Annotated in this window: 19 protein-coding genes; 2 read left to right on the forward strand and 17 right to left on the reverse strand. The window is 67.4% G+C overall.

Going from position 1 to position 18815, the window contains the following annotated elements:
• Positions 1-93: 93 nt before the first annotated feature.
• The 12 genes from trmD to icd all read right to left on the reverse strand — a co-directional run bounded on the left by trmD (position 94) and on the right by icd (position 11359).
• Positions 94-828 (reverse strand): tRNA (guanosine(37)-N1)-methyltransferase TrmD, encoded by a 735-nt coding sequence (trmD, locus tag KY501_RS27880; RefSeq protein ID WP_224366502.1) that lies wholly within the window; start codon positions 826-828, stop codon positions 94-96.
• On the reverse strand, positions 828-1349 hold the full coding sequence (rimM, locus tag KY501_RS27885) for a ribosome maturation factor RimM (protein ID WP_224366503.1): 522 nt from the start codon (positions 1347-1349) through the stop codon (positions 828-830). The genes trmD and rimM overlap by 1 nt, the downstream gene beginning before the upstream one ends.
• Positions 1346-1639, reverse strand: coding sequence for a KH domain-containing protein (locus tag KY501_RS27890; RefSeq protein ID WP_224366504.1), 294 nt, complete (start codon positions 1637-1639; stop codon positions 1346-1348). Before KY501_RS27890 ends, rimM begins: the two co-directional genes overlap by 4 nt.
• Positions 1640-1659: 20 nt before the next feature.
• Positions 1660-1917, reverse strand: a complete 258-nt coding sequence (gene rpsP, locus KY501_RS27895; protein ID WP_224366505.1) for a 30S ribosomal protein S16 — start codon at positions 1915-1917, stop codon at positions 1660-1662.
• A 78-nt stretch (positions 1918-1995) separates the two neighbouring features.
• Positions 1996-3141, reverse strand: a complete 1146-nt coding sequence (gene rlmN, locus KY501_RS27900; protein WP_224366506.1) for a dual-specificity RNA methyltransferase RlmN — start codon at positions 3139-3141, stop codon at positions 1996-1998.
• Positions 3142-3362: 221 nt separating this feature from the next.
• Positions 3363-3806, reverse strand: coding sequence for a nucleoside-diphosphate kinase (ndk, locus tag KY501_RS27905; RefSeq protein WP_224366507.1), 444 nt, complete (start codon positions 3804-3806; stop codon positions 3363-3365).
• A 46-nt stretch (positions 3807-3852) separates the two neighbouring features.
• The gene (sucD, locus tag KY501_RS27910; RefSeq protein ID WP_224366508.1) at positions 3853-4755 is read right to left on the reverse strand and encodes a succinate--CoA ligase subunit alpha; all 903 of its coding nucleotides are present in this window, start codon (positions 4753-4755) and stop codon (positions 3853-3855) included.
• A 35-nt stretch (positions 4756-4790) separates the two neighbouring features.
• Positions 4791-5951, reverse strand: coding sequence for an ADP-forming succinate--CoA ligase subunit beta (gene sucC, locus KY501_RS27915; protein ID WP_224366509.1), 1161 nt, complete (start codon positions 5949-5951; stop codon positions 4791-4793).
• A 222-nt stretch (positions 5952-6173) separates the two neighbouring features.
• Positions 6174-6977: a succinate dehydrogenase iron-sulfur subunit gene (gene sdhB / locus KY501_RS27920; RefSeq protein ID WP_224366510.1), complete on the reverse strand. Its 804-nt coding sequence runs from the start codon at positions 6975-6977 to the stop codon at positions 6174-6176.
• Between the two features lie 15 nt (positions 6978-6992).
• Entirely contained in the window at positions 6993-8870 is a 1878-nt protein-coding gene (gene sdhA, locus KY501_RS27925; protein WP_224366511.1) for a succinate dehydrogenase flavoprotein subunit, read from the reverse strand.
• A gap of 229 nt (positions 8871-9099) precedes the next feature.
• Positions 9100-10044: a malate dehydrogenase gene (mdh, locus tag KY501_RS27930; protein ID WP_224366512.1), complete on the reverse strand. Its 945-nt coding sequence runs from the start codon at positions 10042-10044 to the stop codon at positions 9100-9102.
• Positions 10045-10063: 19 nt separating this feature from the next.
• Positions 10064-11359 (reverse strand): NADP-dependent isocitrate dehydrogenase, encoded by a 1296-nt coding sequence (icd, locus tag KY501_RS27935; protein WP_224366513.1) that lies wholly within the window; start codon positions 11357-11359, stop codon positions 10064-10066.
• A 183-nt stretch (positions 11360-11542) separates the two neighbouring features.
• On the opposite strand from icd, the gene KY501_RS27940 reads away from it, so the two are divergent.
• Positions 11543-12067 (forward strand): SgcJ/EcaC family oxidoreductase, encoded by a 525-nt coding sequence (locus KY501_RS27940; RefSeq protein WP_224366514.1) that lies wholly within the window; start codon positions 11543-11545, stop codon positions 12065-12067.
• A gap of 187 nt (positions 12068-12254) precedes the next feature.
• Entirely contained in the window at positions 12255-12449 is a 195-nt protein-coding gene (locus tag KY501_RS27945; protein WP_224366515.1) for a hypothetical protein, read from the forward strand.
• Positions 12450-12462: 13 nt separating this feature from the next.
• On the opposite strand, the gene menE is transcribed toward KY501_RS27945, so the two are convergent.
• From menE to menD, 5 genes are read right to left on the reverse strand one after another with little or no spacing between them, the layout of a single operon-like run.
• A complete protein-coding gene (gene menE / locus KY501_RS27950; protein ID WP_224366516.1) occupies positions 12463-13905 on the reverse strand; it encodes an o-succinylbenzoate--CoA ligase in 1443 nt (480 codons plus the stop codon).
• Between the two features lie 4 nt (positions 13906-13909).
• On the reverse strand, positions 13910-15049 hold the full coding sequence (gene menC, locus KY501_RS27955; RefSeq protein WP_224366517.1) for an o-succinylbenzoate synthase: 1140 nt from the start codon (positions 15047-15049) through the stop codon (positions 13910-13912).
• Between the two features lie 7 nt (positions 15050-15056).
• Complete coding sequence (locus tag KY501_RS27960) at positions 15057-16004, reverse strand: 1,4-dihydroxy-2-naphthoate polyprenyltransferase (protein WP_224366518.1); 948 nt, start codon at positions 16002-16004, stop codon at positions 15057-15059.
• 7 nt (positions 16005-16011) lie between these two features.
• Positions 16012-16842 (reverse strand): 2-succinyl-6-hydroxy-2,4-cyclohexadiene-1-carboxylate synthase, encoded by an 831-nt coding sequence (menH, locus tag KY501_RS27965; protein ID WP_224366519.1) that lies wholly within the window; start codon positions 16840-16842, stop codon positions 16012-16014.
• Positions 16833-18590, reverse strand: a complete 1758-nt coding sequence (gene menD / locus KY501_RS27970) for a 2-succinyl-5-enolpyruvyl-6-hydroxy-3-cyclohexene-1-carboxylic-acid synthase (protein WP_224366520.1) — start codon at positions 18588-18590, stop codon at positions 16833-16835. Before menD ends, menH begins: the two co-directional genes overlap by 10 nt.
• Positions 18591-18815: the final 225 nt, after the last annotated feature.

Genomic DNA, 18815 nt, shown 5'->3' on the forward strand with positions numbered 1-18815 from the left:
GGCGCCTAGTAGCAGAGAGAGGCGAGTCGGACAAGTCCGCAGATCATCCGGTGTTTTCCGCCCTGCCCCTTCCCGGAGGTCCAACCCCCAGCGCTACAGCTCTTCCTCCCCCCGCGAGAGCAGCTTCTGGTCCGCTGGCCCGACTTCCAGGCGGGCGAAGAGGTCCGGCCGGCGCTCCTGGGTGAGCTTCAGGGCCTTCCAGCGCCTCCAGCGGGCGATCCGGGCGTGATCCCCGGACTGGAGCACCGCGGGCACCTCCGCGCCCCGGAACACCGGAGGCCGGGTGTACTGAGGGTGCTCCAGCAGTCCCTCCTCGAAGCTCTCGCTCACGTGGGACGCCTGGTTGCCCAGCACCCCAGGGAGCAGCCGGGCGACCGCATCCACCACCGCCAGCGCCGCGATCTCCCCACCCGTGAGGATGAAGTCTCCCAGGGACAGCTCGCCGTCCAGGTATGTCATCACCCGCTCGTCCACGCCCTCGTAGCGGCCGCAGACCAGGATCAGGCCCGCCGTGTGGCTGACCAGCTCGCGCGCTCGCGCCTGGGTGAAGGCAGGGCCTCGGGGGCTCATCAGCAGCACCTTGGCGCCTGGGAGCCGGACCCGCGCCGCCTCGATGGCCGCCACCAACGGCTCCACCTTCATCACCATGCCCGCGCCGCCCCCATAGGGCGTGTCGTCCGTGACGCGGTGCTTGCCCTCGGCGTACTCGCGGATGTCCGTGGCGGAGACGGACAGCTTGCCCCGCTCCTGCGCCTTGCCGAGGATGCTCTCCCCCACGTACCCGGACACCATGCCCGGAAAGAGCGTGAGGATCTCCACCGGGTACATCAGCGTTCCTCCTCGAACTCGGGAGGCTTGATGACAATCCGCCCTCCCGGCACATCCACCGAGGGCACGAATTCATCGGCGAACGGGACGATCACCTCGGGCTTCCCAGGGCCGCGGATGACCAGGTTGGGCACCTCGCTGGTGGCCCAGATCTCCACCACCTTGCCCAATTCCTGGCCGGCCTCGTCCACGGCGGTGAGCCCCACCAGATCGCCCTGGAAGTACTCACCGTCAGCCGGCGGCTCAAGATCCTCGCGGTAGACGAACACCTTGGAGCCGACCAGGCCCTCGGCGTCCTCCCGAGTCTCCACCCCCTCGAAGGCGACGATGTCCTCCTTGGGGGTGGGCCGCAACGACTCGATGGCCAGATCGCGCTCCTGGCCCGCGCGGGTTCGCACCCGCACCCGCTCGACGGCGGCGAGCGTCTCGGAGCCCGGATCAAACGGGCGCACCGCCACCTCGCCCCGGATGCCATGGGCCCGAGCCACATAGCCAAGCTCCAGGAGAGGCGAGGGCGTCACTGGGCGTCAGGGGCGGGAGGTGCCACGGGAGCCGCCACCGGAACCGGTGCGGCACGCCGATCGTCGAGGATCTCGAGGCGAACCTTCTGCCCCTGCTTCTGGGCCGCGGCGCTCAGCAGCGTCCGGAGGGCATTCACGGTCCGCCCGTCACGGCCGATGACCTTGCCGACGTCCTCGGGGGCAACCTTCAGCTCATAGAGCCGGGCGCCGTCCACCTCGGACACGCGCAGCCCCACCTGGTCCGGTTGGTCGACCAGGGCCCGCGCCAGATAAGTAAGGAGTTGCTCCACGTCCGGTCAGGCCAGCTGACTCAGGCAGTGGGGGGCGTGGCCTTGGCCGCGCGCTTGATGAGGTCAGCCACCGTCTCAGAGGGCGTCGCGCCCGTCTTCAGCCAGTACTCCAGCCGCTCCTTGTTGAACTCCACCTTCGGGGGGCTCAGGTTCGGATCGTAGGCGCCCACGGCCTCGATGAACTTGCCGTCCCGGGGGTTCCGGGAGTCGGTGGCAACCACGTGGTAGTACGGCTTCTTCTTGGCGCCCGCGCGGGCGAGACGGAGAACGACGGCCATTGAACTGACTCCAGTGAAAACAACCGGTAACGAAAAATAAAGGAGGGGCGCGCTATTAGCGTCCCTCCCTCGGGATTGTCAAGGAAGCTCGGGAGCTTGCGTTGCCTGCGAGGCAGCCTCCCCGCTCCTGTTGGCAAGCTGTCCACAGGCGCCGGCGATGTCTCGGCCCCGGTTCTGTCGGATGAAGGCGGCGATGTGACCGTCAGCGAGGATGGCGCGGAAGGCCTCGGCGCGCTCCTCCATGGTCGTGTGGAACCCCAGACCCGGGTTCTCGTTGTAGGGAATGAGGTTCACCTTGGCGGGGATGTCCTTCAACAGCTCGATGAGCCGGAAGGCGTCCTCGTCCGAGTCGTTGAAGCCCCGGAGGAGCACGTACTCGAAGGTGATGCGGCGGCCCTGGCGCAGGGGGAACTTGCGGCACGCCTCCAAGAGCGCGGCGATGTTCCACTTGCGGTTGACGGGCATCGTCTTGCTGCGCTGCTCGTCCGTGCTGGCGTTGAGCGAGATGGCCAGCTTGACGTCCGTCTCCTGGCCGAACCGCTCGATCATGGGCACCAGGCCCACGGTGGAAACGGTGATGTGGCGATGGGAGAAGTTGGGCCCGTCCTCGGACTGGAGGATGGAGAGCGCCGTCTTGAGGTTCTCGAAGTTGTGCAGCGGCTCGCCCATGCCCATGAACACCAGGTTGCTGAGCGGGCGATAGGTCTCCAGGCCCTCGAGCTGGCGCACCTCGCGGTTCACCGTGTGCACCTGGGCGACGATCTCACCAGGGGTGAGGTTGCGCTTGAGGCCCAGGGTGCCCGTCATGCAGAACGAGCACGCCATGGCGCAGCCCACCTGGGTGGAGACGCACAGCGTCTTCCGATCCTCGGAGGGCATGTAGACGGACTCGATGTAGCGCCCGTCCCGCGTCTTGAAGCGGTACTTGATGGTGCCGTCCACCGAGCGCTGCTCGAGATCCTTCACGAGCGGGACGATCTCGGCGCGCTCCTTGAGCTTCTGGCGCAGCACCTTGGACAGGTCCGTCATCTCGTCGAACGAGCGGACGCCGCGCTGGTGGATCCAGCGGTAGACCTGCCCGGCGCGGAACGCGCGCTCGCTGAGCTGCTCGGTGAGGAAGCGGGTCAGCCCCTCCAGCGTGAGGCTGGACACGTCGACGAGCTTCGCCGGCGCGGGCGCAGGCAGCGGCGTGGTGTCAGGAGTGGCGACAGAGGGCTCGGACATCTGCGGTTTCTAACGGGAGGTAGAGGGGGGAGCCTTCCCACATCTCGGGGCGGCAAGTCAAAGGCGCGCTCGCTCTGCTGCTAGGACTCCAGGTGAACTACATCGGCGCCCCCTACTCTCCTACGAGCTCCTCTCGCCGGCTGAGCGCCCGCAAGCACACGGCCCGGCCCCACGCACGAGGCGCAGGCACCGGGCCGCATGAAGCCGAGCAAGCGCTCTGCTTACTTCTTGCCCTGGTACTCGTACGAGTGGATCTCGGTCTCGCGGAAGAAGTAGGCGACCTCGTTCTTGGCGTTCTCGAGGCTGTCCGAGCCGTGCACCGTGTTCTTGTCGATGCTGGTGGCGAACTCCTTGCGGATGGTGCCCGGGGCGGCGTTGGCCGGGTTGGTGGCGCCCATGATCTCGCGGTTGGCGGCCACGGCGTTCTCACCCTCCAGCACCATGAGCACCACGGGGCCGGAGATCATGAAGCTGACCAGGTCCTTGAAGAAGGGGCGCGCCTTGTGGACGGCGTAGAAGCCCTCGGCCTGCGCCTGGGACAGGTGCTGCAGGCGGATGGCAACGGGCTTCAGGTTCTTCTCCTCGAACTTGGAGATGATCTTCCCGATGATGCCCTTCTCCAGCCCGTCCGGCTTGATGATGGAAAGCGTACGCTCGATGGCCATGTGTCTTCGGTCCTCGTGAGTCTTGAGTATGTGAAAGGTGGAACAGCTAGCGGCTCTTCTTCGGGGCGCCGCGCTTGAGCGCCTCCTGGAGCGTGGTGCCCAGCTCCGTGGGGCTCGCGGCCATCAGGAAGCCCGCTGCCTCCATCGCCTTGATCTTCTCCGCGGCGGTGCCCTTGCCACCGGAGATGATGGCGCCCGCGTGGCCCATGCGCTTGCCCGGAGGAGCGGACTGGCCCGCGATGAAGCCGGCGATGGGCTTGGTGAACTCGCGCGCCACGTACTCGGCGGCGGACTCCTCGGCGTTGCCGCCGATCTCGCCGATCATGATGACCGCGTCCGTCTCCGGATCGGCGTTGAACAGCTTGAGGCAGTCGATGAAGTCCGTGCCGTTGACCGGATCGCCACCGATACCCACCGCCGTGCTCTGGCCCAGGCCGAGCTGCGTGAGCTGGTGCACGGCCTCATACGTCAGCGTGCCCGAGCGGGACACCACGCCGATGCGGCCCGGCTTGTGGATGTGGCCCGGCATGATGCCGATCTTGCACTTGGCGCCCGGGGTGATGACGCCGGGGCAGTTGGGGCCGATGAGGCGCACGCCCGGCTTGCCCTGGAGGTAGCGCTTGGCGCGGACCATGTCGTTGACGGGGATGCCCTCGGTGATGGTGATGATGAGGGAGATGCCCGCGTCAGCGGCCTCCATGATGGAGTCCGCGGCGAACGGCGGCGGCACGAAGATGACCGAGGTGTTGACGCCGGCCTGCTTCACCGCGTCGGCCACGGTGTTGAAGATGGGGACCTTGCCCTCGAAGTCGGTACCGCCCTTGCCCGGGGTGACGCCGGCGACGAGCTTGGTGCCATACTCCAGCATCTGCTTGGCGTGGAACGAGCCCGCCGAGCCCGTGATGCCCTGACAGAGGACCTTGGTGTTCTCGTTGACGAGGATGCTCATGGGTAGCTCTCGGAAGAAGTGGGTGACGGACCTGGCTACTTGACGGCGGCGACGGCCTTCTCCGCCGCCTGCCGCAGGTTGTCCGCGGGGGTGATGGCCAGGCCGGAGTTGCGCAGCAGCTCCTTGCCCTTCTCCACGTTGGTGCCCTCGAGCCGCACCACGAGAGGCACCTTGAGCTGGACCTCCTTCGCCGCGGCGATGATGCCCTCGGCGATGACGTCGCACTTCATGATGCCGCCGAAGATGTTCACCAGCACCGCCTTCACGAGCGGGTCGGCGAGAATGAGCTTGAAGGCCGCCGTCACCTTCTCCTTGCTCGCGCCGCCGCCCACGTCCAGGAAGTTGGCCGGGCTGCCGCCCACCAGCTTGATGGTGTCCATGGTGGCCATGGCGAGGCCCGCACCGTTCACCATGCAGCCGATGTTGCCCTCGAGCGCGATGTAGGCCAGATCCCACTCCTTGGCCTGCGTCTCACGGGGCTCCTCCTCGGCCAGGTCGCGGTACGCCAGCAGATCCTTGTGCCGGTAGAGCGCGTTCTCGTCGAAGTTCACCTTCGCGTCGAGCGCCACCACGCCGCCATCCTTGAGGATGACCAGCGGGTTGACCTCGACCAGCGAGGCATCCGTCTCCACGAACATCTTGTAGAGCGCGGTGCAGAACTGGACGAACTTGTTCACGGTGGGGCCGGAGAGGCCCAGCCCGAAGGCCAGCTTGCGGCCCTGGAAGTCCAGGAAGCCGACAGCCGGATCCACCGCCTCGCGGAGGATCTTCTCGGGGTGGTGGGCGGCGACCTCCTCGATCTCCACGCCTCCCTCCTTGGAGGCCATGAAGGTGATGCGCGAGGTGGCGCGGTCCAGCGTCACGCCGAGGTACAACTCCTGGGCGATCGCGAGGCCCTCTTCGATGTAGACCTTGTGGACCTCCTGACCCTCGGGACCGGTCTGGATGGTCTTCAGCTTCATGCCGAGCATGGCCTTGGCGAGGTCCTTCGCCTCGGCGGGGCTCTTGGCGAGCTTCACTCCGCCGCCCTTGCCACGACCGCCGGCGTGAATCTGTGCCTTGACGACCACGACGGGGGTGGCCAGCTCCTTGGCAGCGGCCTCCGCATCCTTGGGAGACAGCGCGAGAATGCCCCGGGGAGTGGGGACACCGTACTTCCGGAAGAGTTCCTTGCCCTGGTACTCGTGGATCTTCATCGAGGCTCCGGGTGAACAACCATGGCTTGAGGCGTCAAGCGCGGGCAGCGTATTCGCGCAATACGCGCCTGAGTGCAAGGACGTTCACGGGCCTGGGGTGACAGCAACCCCTATGTAGGCATGAGCGAAGCTTCAGCTCGCCGCCTCCGCACATGACACGGCCCTGCCTCGGGCGCATGGGCTCCGAGTGCAGGGCCGATTGAAGCCAGGCTGGCCTTTCGGTCACCCCGGACCGGAGCTCGCCTTGCGCTCCTCTTCCTTGAAGAAGATGTCCTTCACCAGCACCTTCGTCACCTCGCGGTTCATCACCGCGATGGACGAGGTGAGCGGGATCTCCTTCGGGCACACCTTCACGCAGTTCTGGGCCTTGCCGCAGTCCTGCACGCCACCCGGGCCCATCAGCGCCCGCGTGCGCTCCTCGGAGTTCATCTTCCCCGTGGGGTTCATGTTGAACAGGCGCGCCTGGCTGATCGCCGCCGCTCCCACGAAGTCGTTGTCGATCGTCACCTGCGGGCACGCCTCCAGGCAGCTGCCGCAGGTGATGCACGTGGAGAGCACGTACATGAGGGACTGATCATGAGGAGACTGTCGCGGGCCCGGCCCCAGGTTGTGCGTCCCATCCACCGGGATCCAACCCTTCACCCGCTTGAGCGCCTCGAACATCCGGTTGCGGTCCACCGTGAGATCCCGCACCACCGGGAACTTCTTCAGCGGATCCAGGGTGATCGGCTGCTCCAGCTTGTCGATCAGCGCCGAGCAGGCCATCCGCACCCGCCCGTTGATGTTCATCGCGCAGCTGCCACACACCTCCTCGAGGCATGCCGCGTCCCACACCACCGGGGCCACCTTCTTGCCCTGCACCGTGGTGGGGTTGCGCTGGATCTCCATCAAGCACGACACGACGTTCGCGCCCTTGCGATAGGGGATCCGGAACTCGTCATAGTGGCCCTCGTTGCCCGGCCCGTCCTGGCGCCAGATACGAAAGGTCACGGTCTGCGTGGTAGCGCCTGCCTGTGCGTTATCCATGATGCGTTCCCTTGACTACGCGTACCAACGAGGCTCCGGCTCGAGCACCGGGGTGGCGATGTTCTCGTAGGAGATCTGCGGCCCCTCCACCGAGTACTTCGCGATCGTCGTCTTCGCCCACTTCTCGTGGCGCTGCTTCCAGAGATCCATCCACTGCGGATCCTCGCGCGGATCCTTCGACTTCGGCTCCGGCAGCGAGGCGTCCGGCTTGTAATGAGCGCCGCGGCTCTCGTCGCGCATGAGCGCGCCGGTGGCGATCACCTCGCCCAGCTCCAACATGTTCCACAGCTGGTTGGTGAAGGACAGCGCGCGGTTGGCCACGTTGCCCGTATCGAGCACGTTGCAGTTCTTCCAGCGCTCCTTCATCTCGCGGATCTTCTCGACCGTCTTCTTGAGCCGATCGTTGTAGCGGACGACGGTGCAGTTCTCCGTCATCAGCTCGCCCAGCTCCTTCGAGATCTGGTACGGGTTCTCCGCGCCCGCCATCTTCTTGATCGTGGCGAAGCGATCATCCCAGTACTTCTTCGCGTCCGTGAAGTGCCTGGCGCTCTGGGCCTCGGCGGACTTCGCGTTGTTCTTCGCGTACGCCACCATCGCCGGCCCGCCGATCTGCCCCGAGTAGATGCAGGACAGCAGCGAGTTGGCGCCCAGCCGGTTCGCGCCGTGGAAGGCGTAGTCGGCCTCGCCCGCCGCGTACAGGCCGGGGATGTTGGTGGACTGGTTCTTCGGGCTGCCGTCGGCCGGCGTGAGCGTCTTCGGATCCGCCTCGAAGTTCACATACAGGCCGCCCATCGAGTAGTGCATGCCCGGGAAGATGACCATCGGCGTGTGGCGCGGGTCGTCTCCCACGAACTTCTCGTAGATCTCCATCACGCCCTTGATCTTCGCGTCGAGCGTGGGAGCCGGGATATGCGTCACGTCCAGGTACACGCCGTCCCGTCCGCCGATGCCCATGCCCAGATCGCGGCAGACCATGAAGATCTCGCGGGTGGCCACATCGCGCGGAACCAGGTTCTTGTACTTGGGGTACTTCTCCTCGAGGAAGTACCAGCGCTCGCCCTCGGGGATCTCCCGCGGCGCTCGCGTGTCGCCCTTCTTCTTCGGCACCCAGACGCGGCCACCCTCGCCGCGCACCGACTCGCTCATCAGGCGCAGCTTGTCCTCGCCCGGGATCGACGTCGGGTGCACCTGGATGAACTCGCCGTTGGCGTAGATCGCGCCCTCCATATAGGCGCGGCCCGCCGCGGTGCCCGTGTTGATGATGGAGTTCGTCGAACGCCCGAAGACGATGCCCGGGCCACCCGTCGCCAGGCACACCGCCTCGGCGGGGAACGTGCGGATCTCCATGGTGCGCAAGTCCAGCGCCACGCTGCCGATGCACCGGCCGGACTCGTCCTTCACCGTGCCGAGCCACTCCCAGTACTCGTACTTGGTGACCTTGCCCTCGGCCTCGTAGCGGCGCACCTGCTCGTCCAGCGCGTAGAGCAACTGCTGGCCAGTGGTGGCGCCCGCGAAGGCCGTGCGGTGGTGGAGCGTGCCGCCGAAGCGCCGGAAGTCCAGCAGGCCCTCGGCGGTGCGGTTGAACGTCACGCCCATGCGGTCGAGCATGTAGATGATGCCCGGGGCCGCGTAGCACATGCCCTTCACTGACACCTGCTCGGCCAGGAAGTCGCCGCCGCGCAGCGTGTCCTTCACGTGGATGTCCGGGTGATCGCCCTCACCCTTGGTGTTCACCGCGCCGTTGATGCCGCCCTGCGCACAGACCGAGTGCGAGCGCTTCACCGGCACGATCGAGAGGACGTCGACCTGGTGGCCAGCCTCGGCCAGCTTGATGGTCGTCATCAACCCCGCCAGCCCACCACCCACCACTGTGAACCGCGCTGCTGCTGCCATGCATCGTCTCCTTCACTGCCAGGAGCCAGGGGGCCGCCAGCCCGCCAAGCTCGGCGCTCGGCGAGCGCACCACCCCAACCCCTCGGTGCGGGTTCTCCAGGCTAGATAACTTGGCGAAACTCCGCTGCAATCTCGGAGGCACGCGCGATAAGCGCGCGCCATTCACGACATAAGGCCCGCCCTACCCGGGAAGTCCCGAGCGGGGCAGGCCTGGTTTCAAGGCACCGGACTACAGCTTCACGCTGTCGACCGTCTTCTTCACGGACTGGAAGGACTTCTCCAGCGCCGCCTTCTCCGAGTCGTCCAGCTGAACGGTGATGACCTTCTCCACGCCGCCCGCGCCGATCTGCACCGGGGCGCCGAAGAAGTAGCCGTTGATGCCGTACTGGCCCTCGAGCAGGGCCGCGGCCGGGAGGACGCGCTTGCGATCCAGCAGGAAGCTCTCCGCCATGGCGATGGAGCTGGCCGCCGGACCGAAGTAGGCGCTGCCCGTCTTGTAGAGGGCCACCAGCTCGGCGCCGCCCTCGCGGGTGCGCTTGATGATGGCCTCCAGCTTGTCCTTGGGCAGCAGCTCGGTGAGGGGCACGCCACCCACTGTGGCGTGACGCACCAGGGGCACCATGTCGTCACCGTGGCCGCCGAGCACCAGCGCCTCGACGTCCGCGATGGAGGTGTTCAGCGCCTCGGCGACGAAGCACTTGAAGCGGCTGGTATCCAGCACGCCCGCCATGCCCACCACCATGTTCTTGGGCAGCTCCGCGATCTTGTAGAGCGCGTACACCATCGCATCGAGCGGGTTGGCCACGTTGATCACGAAGGCGTTGGGGGCGTGCTGCTTGATGCCGACCGCCACGTCCTTCATGATCTTCAGGTTGATGTCGAGCAGGTCCTCGCGGCTCATGCCCGGCTTGCGCGGCACGCCAGCGGTGATGATCACCACGTCCGAGCCGGCCACGTCCTTCCAGTCCGTGGAGCCGATGACGCGGCTGTCATAGCCGTCCACCGCGGACAGCTGGTTGATGTCCAGCGCCTTGCCCTTGACCAGGCCCTCGGCGGCCGGGATGTCGAAGAGCACCACGTCGCCCAGGTTCTTCTGGACGGAGAGCAGCGCCAGGTTGCCGCCGATCTGGCCACCGCCGATGAGACTGATCTTCTTCTTGCGCGTCTGAGCCATGTGAGTCGTCTCCCAAAAACTACATGTTCTTGATGATGGCCTGACCGAACTCGGAGCACTTCACCTCGGTCACGCTGCCCTGGTTCTCCAGCTTCATCAGGCGGGCGAAGTCGTAGGTGACGGTCTTCTGGGCAATGGCCTTGTCCATGCCCTGGATGATCAGGTCGGCGGCCTCGTTCCAGCCCAGGTGGCGGAACATCATCTCGCCCGAGAGGATCACCGAGCCCGGGTTCACCTTGTCCTGGTCCGCGTACTTGGGCGCGGTGCCGTGGGTGGCCTCGAACACCGCGTGGCCGGACACGTAGTTGATGTTGCCGCCCGGCGCGATGCCGATGCCGCCCACCTGCGCGGCCAGCGCGTCGGACAGGTAGTCACCGTTGAGGTTCAGCGTGGCGATCACGTCGAACTCGTCCGGACGGGTGAGCACCTGCTGCAGGGTGATGTCCGCGATGGAGTCCTTGATGATGACCTTCCCGGCGGCGACCGCGGCCTTCTGCTCGGCGTTGGCGGCCTCCTCGTTCTTGGCGGCCTTGGTGGCCTCCCACTGATCCCAGGTGTAGACCTTGTCACCGAACTCGCGGGCGGCCAGATCGTAGCCCCACTTGCGGAACGCGCCCTCGGTGAACTTCATGATGTTGCCCTTGTGGACAAACGTCACGCTCTTGCGCTTGTGCTCCACCGCGTACTGGATGGCCGCGCGGATGAGGCGCTCGCTGCCCTCCTGCGACACGGGCTTGAAGCCGATGCCCACGTTCTTCGGGAAGCGGATCTTCTTGAACTCCTTCTCGAACTCCTTCTGGAACAGGCCCAGGAACTTCTCCGCCGCGGCGGTGCCCGCCTCGAACTCGATGCCGGCGTAGATGTCCTCGGTGTTCTCGCGGAAGATCACCATGTCCACCTTCTCGGGCGCCTTCACGGGGCTGGGCACGCCCTTGAAGTAGCGCACGGGACGCAGGCAGACGTAGAGATCCAACAGCTGGCGCAGCGCCACGTTGAGCGAGCGGATGCCACCGCCCACCGGCGTGGTCAGCGGGCCCTTGATGCCCACCAGGTACTCGCGGAAGGCCTCGACCGTGGCGTCCGGCAGCCAGTTGTTCACCTGCTTGAACGCCTTCTCGCCGGCCAGCACCTCGAACCAGGCGATCTTCTTCTTGCCCTTGTACGCCTTCTCTACCGCCGCATCGAAGACCGCCTGCGAGGCACGCCAGATGTCTCGGCCAGTGCCATCACCCTCGATGTAGGGGAGGATCGGGTTGTCCGGAACGTTCAGCTTGCCGTTTTGAAGGGTGATCTTCTGGCCAGACGGGGGCGCCATGAGAGAGAGCTCCTGGATAGGTGTGACCGTGTATGCAGGGGGGCGGATAGTCCGGAACCCGCTCCCTCCAGTCAAGCTGTTTGGCCACTGATCAGGCGCCTCTGACTTATCGAAGCCAGAGCCTCAGCAAGGGTTGAACCGTCCTCCCTCCCAAGCTTCCGTGGTTTCATGCGCCCGGGAGGAATGATGCTGAACCGTACACCTGTCTCCGGGCCCTACGTGGCCCTCGTCCTGTCTCTCATGCTGGCTCCCGTAGCGGCCCTCGCTGACGAGCCCCGCAATCCGGAGGAAACCACCCTCCGCCAGCTCATCGCCGCGCAGACCGAGGCGTGGAACCGCCACGACGCCGCGCAGTGGAGCAAGGACTTCGCCCCGGACGCCGACTTCGTCAACATCGCGGGGACCGTCTTCCAGGGCCGCGCGGAGATCGAGAAGCGCCACGCCGGCATCTTCGCCAGCATCTTCAAGAACAGCCGGACCCAGGTGACCGTCCGCCGGCTCGTGTTCCTCGGCCCGGACATCGCCGTGGTTGATACCGATCACGAGGTGACCGGCCATGAGGGGCTCCCCCCGGGAGTGCAGAACACGGAGGACGGCGTGCTCCGGACCCGGATGAGGTACGTGATGCGCAAGGCAGAGGGGAAGTGGCTGATCGCCGCGGGGCAGAACACGGATGTGAAGCCTGCGCCCAAGGCCCCCAAGAAATAGTCCGGGATTTTCGCGGTGCGTCATCGGACCCGAGGGCACGGTGTTCGGCAGCCTGCCCAGGGAACGTCTGGAAGGTGTCAGCCCATTCGGGTGTTTACGCGCGGCGTCGTGATTTCCGGAGATCCTGGGATCATCATGGCGCGCTCACGTGTTCTATACGTGGGGTCTCCAACGGGGGTGCAGTGCCATGGAATGGCTCGAGTTCAATCGGTGGTCCCAGGAGGTGCAGAAGCGCCTCGCGCTCCAGGCCGCGCGCCTGCATGAAGTCTCGCAGAGCCTTCCCAAGCCCACGGTCACCGCCGCGCAGGCCTACCATCTGCAGGCCATGTTGCGGCGGCAACCGTCCACCAACCCCTGGGGGCACCCAAACGCCGAGCGCTGAACTGTCTGGGTGATCAGGCAGCGGTGGAGCGCTGGCGAAGCACCGTGCGCTCCACCTTGCCCATCGCGTTGCGCGGCAGCGCGTCGATGGGCAGGAAGCGCGACGGGACCTTGAAGCCCGCCAACGAGCGCCGGCACCAGCCGTCGAGATCCTCCGGGAAGGCATGGCCGGAGCGGAGCACGACGAAGGCCACGGGCACCTCGCCCCAACGCGCGTCCGGTATTCCCACCACCGCGACCTCCTGCACTGCGGGGTGTGAGGCGATCACCGTCTCGATCTCCATCGGGTAGAGGTTCTCTCCGCCTCGGAGGATCAGATCGGTGCGTCGGGAGAGCACTGTCAGGCGCCCGCGCTCGTCCAGCATCCCCACATCGCGGGTGCGCAGCCAGCCGTCCCGGAGCGTCTCGCGGGTGGCGTCGGGCCGGTTCAGGTAGCCCGCCATCACCGTGGGGCCTCGGACCTCGATGTCCCCTTCCCTCCCCGCTCCAAGCACCTCTCCCTCGGGTCCGACGATCCGTATCGACAGGCCAGGCAGCGCGGGCCCCGCCGTGCGCCCGTCGGCCTCGGAGGGACGCTCCGTGGCCACCTGCGAGCACGCCTCCGTCAGTCCGTAGGTCTGCAGCGCCAGCAGCTTCGCGGCTCGGGCCCGTTCCAACAGCGGCGTCGGCACCGGGCCTCCGCCGATCAGCGCCAGGCGGAAGGTCTCTGGGAGCCGACGGTCCTGGCGATCATCGAGGACCCGTTCCAGCGTAGTGGCCACGAAGCTCGCGTGCGTGACGCCCTCGGCGTCGATGGCTCGGTTCACGGCCCCCGCGTCGAAGCGATCGTGCAGGATGAGGCACCCACCCTCGTAGGCACAGCGCGTGAGCATCGCCAGCCCGCCGACATGGAAGAGCGGCAACGTGCCGAGCCAGCGCGGCGCCGGGTATGCCCCAAGGTTCGCCGCCGAGCACTGGCAGGACGCGCGGAAGTTGCCCTCCGTGATCACCGCGCCCTTGGGCCGCCCCGTGGTGCCAGACGTGAACAGCACGACGCGCGGCGCCGAGTCCTCCAGCGACTCACAGGTCGCCGAGGGCTCCTGCACGGCATCCGCCCACGTCTCCAGGAGTTCGGCTCCAGGGAGGCGATCTCTCAGCGCGCCCAGGGCCAGCATCAGGCGCGGAGACACATCCTGGAGGAGCGGCGCGAGTTCCGCGGAGGTCAGCCGGGCATTGAGCGGCGCGAGCAGCGCTCCCAGTCGGCCGAGCGCGAAGAAGAGGAACACACAGGCCGCGTGGTTGGTCGAGAGCACCACGACGCGGTCTCCCGCTCCAATGCTCCGAGCCTGGAGCGCAGCCACCCAGCGGCCAACCTCCACATCCAGCGTCCGGTAGGTCCAGCGTCGTCCGGCGAAGGTCAGGGCCTCGGCGTCAGGCCAGCGTGAGGCGCCCTCCCGGATGGGACAGCTCTGAGTCATCGCATCATCCTGGCAACCCGAGTCCCGGCGCATCCGGCAATTGGATGCGGCCTCCCACAGGGCGGTAGAGATCCTCCGCCGGATCATCCACCTTGAAGAGCTTCCCCACTCCGAGCCCCGAGGCGAGCTTCCCCGAAGGCAGCGCCGCAGCCAGGTGGGCCGCGCCCGCTCGCGAGACGATCCCATCCAGCGAACTCGTCACGAAAGCCTCCAGCCCTCGCTGATGCGCCTCCCGCGCGAACATCAGCGCGGGCAGCAGCCCTCCGAGCACCATGGGCTTGAGCACGAAGGCCCGCGCGGCCGGCATGCGATCGGCGGTGCCTCCGAGCAGCACGGGGATGGCTTCGGGTAAGGCAAGAGATTCATCCGCGGCCAGGGGGAATGGCGCACGCCGCTGGAGCCGCCAGAGCCCTCGAAGATCTTCCGGCGCCACAGGCTGCTCACACAGCTCGAGCCCGTACCAGCCCAGCCGATCCACCGCGTGCACCGCCTCGCGCTCCGACCAGCCCCCGTTCGCATCCACCCGGATGTTCACCTCGGAGCCCACCGCCTCGCGAACCGCTCGGAGCCGTGCCTCGTCCGCGTCGAGCGGCCGGCCTGCCACCTTCAGCTTGACCGTCCGATAGCCCTCTGCCACCGCCTGGCGAGCCTCCTCGGCCAGCTCCCGCGGATCCTCCGCCGTGAGCAGCGCGTTCACCAGGACCTCCGAGCGCGAAGCCCGGTTGAGCAGCCGGCTCAGGGGGATCTCCCGACGCTGCGAGAGCAGATCCAGCAGCGCCAGCTCCACCGCATGGTCCGCCGCAGGGGCCTCGGGCAGATCATCCTCGACTCGCAGCTGCGCGCCTCTCCACTGTGACGGATCCCCTCGGGGAGCGGCGAAGGCATCCTCGATAGCATCCAGGCTGTCGCTGAGCACCTGGTCCCTCAGCGCCTTGAGGTGGCTGCGAATCACCTGCTCACAGGTGTCCAGGGACTCGGTGCCGAACTCCGGCAGCGGCATGGCCTCGCCCTGCCCCACCCGGCCCTCTTCATCCACGAGCTTCACGAGGAAGCCCTCTCGCGCCGCGTACGTCGCCCGAGCCGTCTTCAGCGGGCGCACGAGCTCCAGCCGCGAGGGCGTCAGCCTCGTCTCGGTGATGTGCATGCGCTCTTCACCTCAGGTAGAGACCCAAGGCGAAGAGTAGCCCGAACACGAGCTGCAGGCGCGCCGTTCCCCCGAGTGCCGGGTTCAACGCCGCCCCCTCGGCTCCGAGCACGAGTCGCAACGGCCCCACGGCCAGCGGCGCGCTCAGGAGTGAGAGAAACACCCACGCGCTGGAGAGCCCGAAGGTGTAGAGGATGAACGGGGTGGCGTAAGAGGCCACCAGCAACACGATGTACTCCGCCTTGCCGGCCCCCGTGCCGAAGCGGACGATCAAGGTGCGCTTGTTGGCCTTCACGTCCGTCTTCGCATCGCGCAGGTTGTTGACGACGAGGAGCGCCGTGCCCAGCGCGCCCACCGGAATGGCGGCGAGCCACGCGGCCGAGCTCACCGTGAGCGCCTGCACGTAATAGGTGCCCATCACCGCCACGAGCCCGAAGAACACGAAGACGAACACGTCTCCCAGCCCATGGTAGGCCAGAGGGGCGGGCCCACCCGTATAGGCATAGCCGCACAGCACCGAGGACAGGCCGATGATCACGATGGGCCAGCCTCCCACCCACACCAGATAGGAACCCGAGAGGATGGCCAGGCCGAAGCACGCCATGGCTCCCGCCAGCACCGTGCTCGGAGCGATGAGCCCGCTCTGGGTGACGCGCACGGGCCCGAGGCGCTCCTCGGTGTCGGCGCCCTTCTTGAAGTCGTAGTAGTCGTTGGTGAAGTTGGTGCCGATCTGGATCAGCAGCGCCCCCACGAGCGCCGCGATCGCCGGCAGCCAGCGGCCCACCTGCTCGCCGAACGCCAGGCCCGTGCCCACCGCCACCGGCACCAACGAGGCCGTGAGCGTCTTGGGCCGGACGGCCATCAACCAGACCTTGAGCGAGGGACGAGGACGGGCCTCACCTCCCGGGACGGGAGCGGCGGGGCTCAGAGAGGGCGAGGCGGCATCGGGCTTCATGGGGAACTCACAGGTGGACTTCGAACTCGGGGGCTTCGTACCAGGGCGTGTGCAGGAAGGAGAGCACTTCGCGCGCGTAGTCCTCCGGCACCTCCAGGTGCGGCACATGCCCGCAGTCCGGGAACGTGTGCCGCCAGACCACGGGCAGCTCGGTGGCCATCTTGCGCGCGATCTGCGTGAACTTCTCGTCCAGCGCTCCGGTGAGCAGCAGCGTGGGCAGGCGCTGGCGGTGCAGCTCCGGCCAGTAGTCCGGCTGGAACCCGAGCCCCAGCCGCCCCAACGCGCCCATCAGACCATCGGCCGTGCAGCTCTTGCGGCGCTCTCGCAGGCCGGCGATCCGCTCGGGAGGCAGGCGCTGGAGGCTCTGGAACAGGGGCAACGACTCCCAATGATCCACGAAGGCGTCCAGCCCCTTGGTGCGCAGCAGGGTGCCGAGCCGGCCGTCCGCCTCCCGCCGCTCCGCGCGCTCGATGCGCCGGTGCAGGCCGGGCGAACCACTCTCCAGGATGAGGCGTCCGAAGCGCTCTGGCTTGTGGAGCGCGGCCCCGAGCGCGATCCGGGCACCCATCGAGTAGCCCAGCAGATCCACAGAGGGCAACCCGAGCTTCTCCACCAGTTGGACCACCGCCTCCACCGTCTCGATGAAGCCCTCGCGGCCCTTGCGCTGGGGCAGCGGCGTCTCTCCATGTCCCGGCAGATCGATCGCGATCGCCTTCACCGCGCTGTGCAGCAACGGGCGCAGGTGATCGAACGACGAGCGGTTGCCGGTGAAGCCGTGCAACATCAACAGCGGCCGGGTTCCCTCTCCCCAGGTGCTGTAGGCCAGCGTCACGCCCAAGGTCCATCTCCCAGCGCAGCCGCCATCCGCGCGAAGAGTTGCCGATGCTCCTCCACGTTGCGCGCCCGATCGGTCCGGACCTCGATGAGGTGCAGCCCGCCCTCCAGCCCGACCTTCACCGAGGCGCGCAGCGCCGGAGCGGAATCCGGACGGTGGAACTCCGCGCCGTAGAGCGACGCCGCGTGCGACAGGTCCACGCCGTGCGGCGTGCCGAAGAGCGGCTCGAAGTGCTCTGTCGTCCCGGCCAGCGGCAGGAAGGAGAAGATGCCGCCTCCGTCGTTGTTCACCACCACCACGGTGAGCGAGAGATCGTGCCGACGCGCGGTGAGCAGTCCGCCCACGTCGTGCAGGAAGGCCAGGTCTCCGGTGAGCAACACCGTGGGCCGCCCCGAGGCCGCCGCCATCCCGAGCGCGCTGGAGATGATCCCGTCGATGCCGTTGGCGCCCCGGTTGGCGAGCACCCGGAGCGGCATGGCGCTGCCCGGCGCAAAGGCGTCCACGTCCCGGATGGGCATGCTGCTGGAGACGAAGAGGTTCGCACCCGACGGGAGCGCGGCGACCACCTCGCGGGCAATGCGTGGCTCGGTCAGCGAGACATCCTCGGCGAACGCGGCCTCGAGCACGTTCCGGATGAGGCCCTCCGCGCGGAGGAAGCCCTGAGCCCAGCTCCCCAGCCCGCGAGACAACCCCCGAGAGAGCGCCTCGCACACGGCCACGGCCGAGCCCTCGATGGCCTGCGCCGCTCGATGAGCGGGATCGAAGAGCGCACCGTCATCGCTGAAGAGCACCGTGTGCGCGCCCGATGCGTCGAGCCACTGCTGCGGCACCTTGGGCGTCAGGCCTCCACCGAAGCGCAGCACCAGCTCCGGCCGCTGCGCCTGGGCAAAGGGAGCGTGGCGCAGCATCGCGTCATAGAAGGAGAGCATTCCGGCCCCTCCTCCGTAACGGGCCTGGGAAGCGGCCTCGGCGATGACCGGATAGCCCGTGGCGTGCGAGAGCGCGGTGATGGCCTCCGCGAAGCCGTCCTCCTCGTCCCGAGGGCCGCAGACGATGAGCCCTCGCTCGGTATCGGAGATCCGCCGGCGGACCTCGTCCAGCGCGTGCGGAGCCGGCTGACGCGCAGCCGGGGCAATGGTGATGATCCCCTTGCCGGCTCGGCCCTCTCGGACAATCGCGGACAGCTTCTCTTCGCCAAAGTCCTGGGGCACGGGAGCCAGCGGCTCCCGGAACGGAACGTTGAGGTGCACGGCCCCACGAGGCGCTCGCAGCGCCACTCCCACGGCCCGAGCCGCTGTGGCGCGCAGGTGGGCCAGGGCCACATCGCTCGCCTCGGGCAGTCCCACGTCCGCGAAGAAGTGGGAGAACTCTCCGAAGAGGCGCCCCTGAGGAATCGTCTGCGGCGCGCCCCACCCTTGCAGCTCCAGCGGCCGGTCCGCGGTGAGCACCACGAGCGGCACGTTCGACATCGCCGCCTCGATCACCGCAGGATAGAAGTGCGCCCCTGCCGTCCCGCTGGTCGCCACCACCACCGCTGGCGTGCGCGTCTGCTTGCCCACGCCCAACGCGAAGAAGCCAGCGCTGCGCTCGTCGATGACGGACCAGACCTTCAGCCCTTCCACCCGAGCGCATGCGAGCGCCAACGGCGTGGAGCGTGACCCCGGGCACACCACGACGTGCCGGACGCCACCATGCACCAGCTCCTCCAACAGAGCCCGTGCCCACAACTGATTGAGGTTCACGTCCGCCATCTGCTCCTCAGCGTGTTCGCCGCCTCCACGCCAGAGACTGCGCCGCCGCTCCTGCTGGCCCGACGATCGTGTTCTACGTCAGTTTGGTCGAACATCCACACGGAGTTCAAAACCGCGTGAATTCCGCTGACGCACTGTGTGTCCTGAACCTGGACTGTAAGTGTTCCTCCGAGGTGCCCTACTCGGCCGTTTCAGCCCATAGAGCCCTCAAGATTTACCGTACTG

Source organism: Hyalangium versicolor (assembly GCF_020103695.1).
GTDB lineage: Bacteria > Myxococcota > Myxococcia > Myxococcales > Myxococcaceae > Hyalangium > Hyalangium versicolor.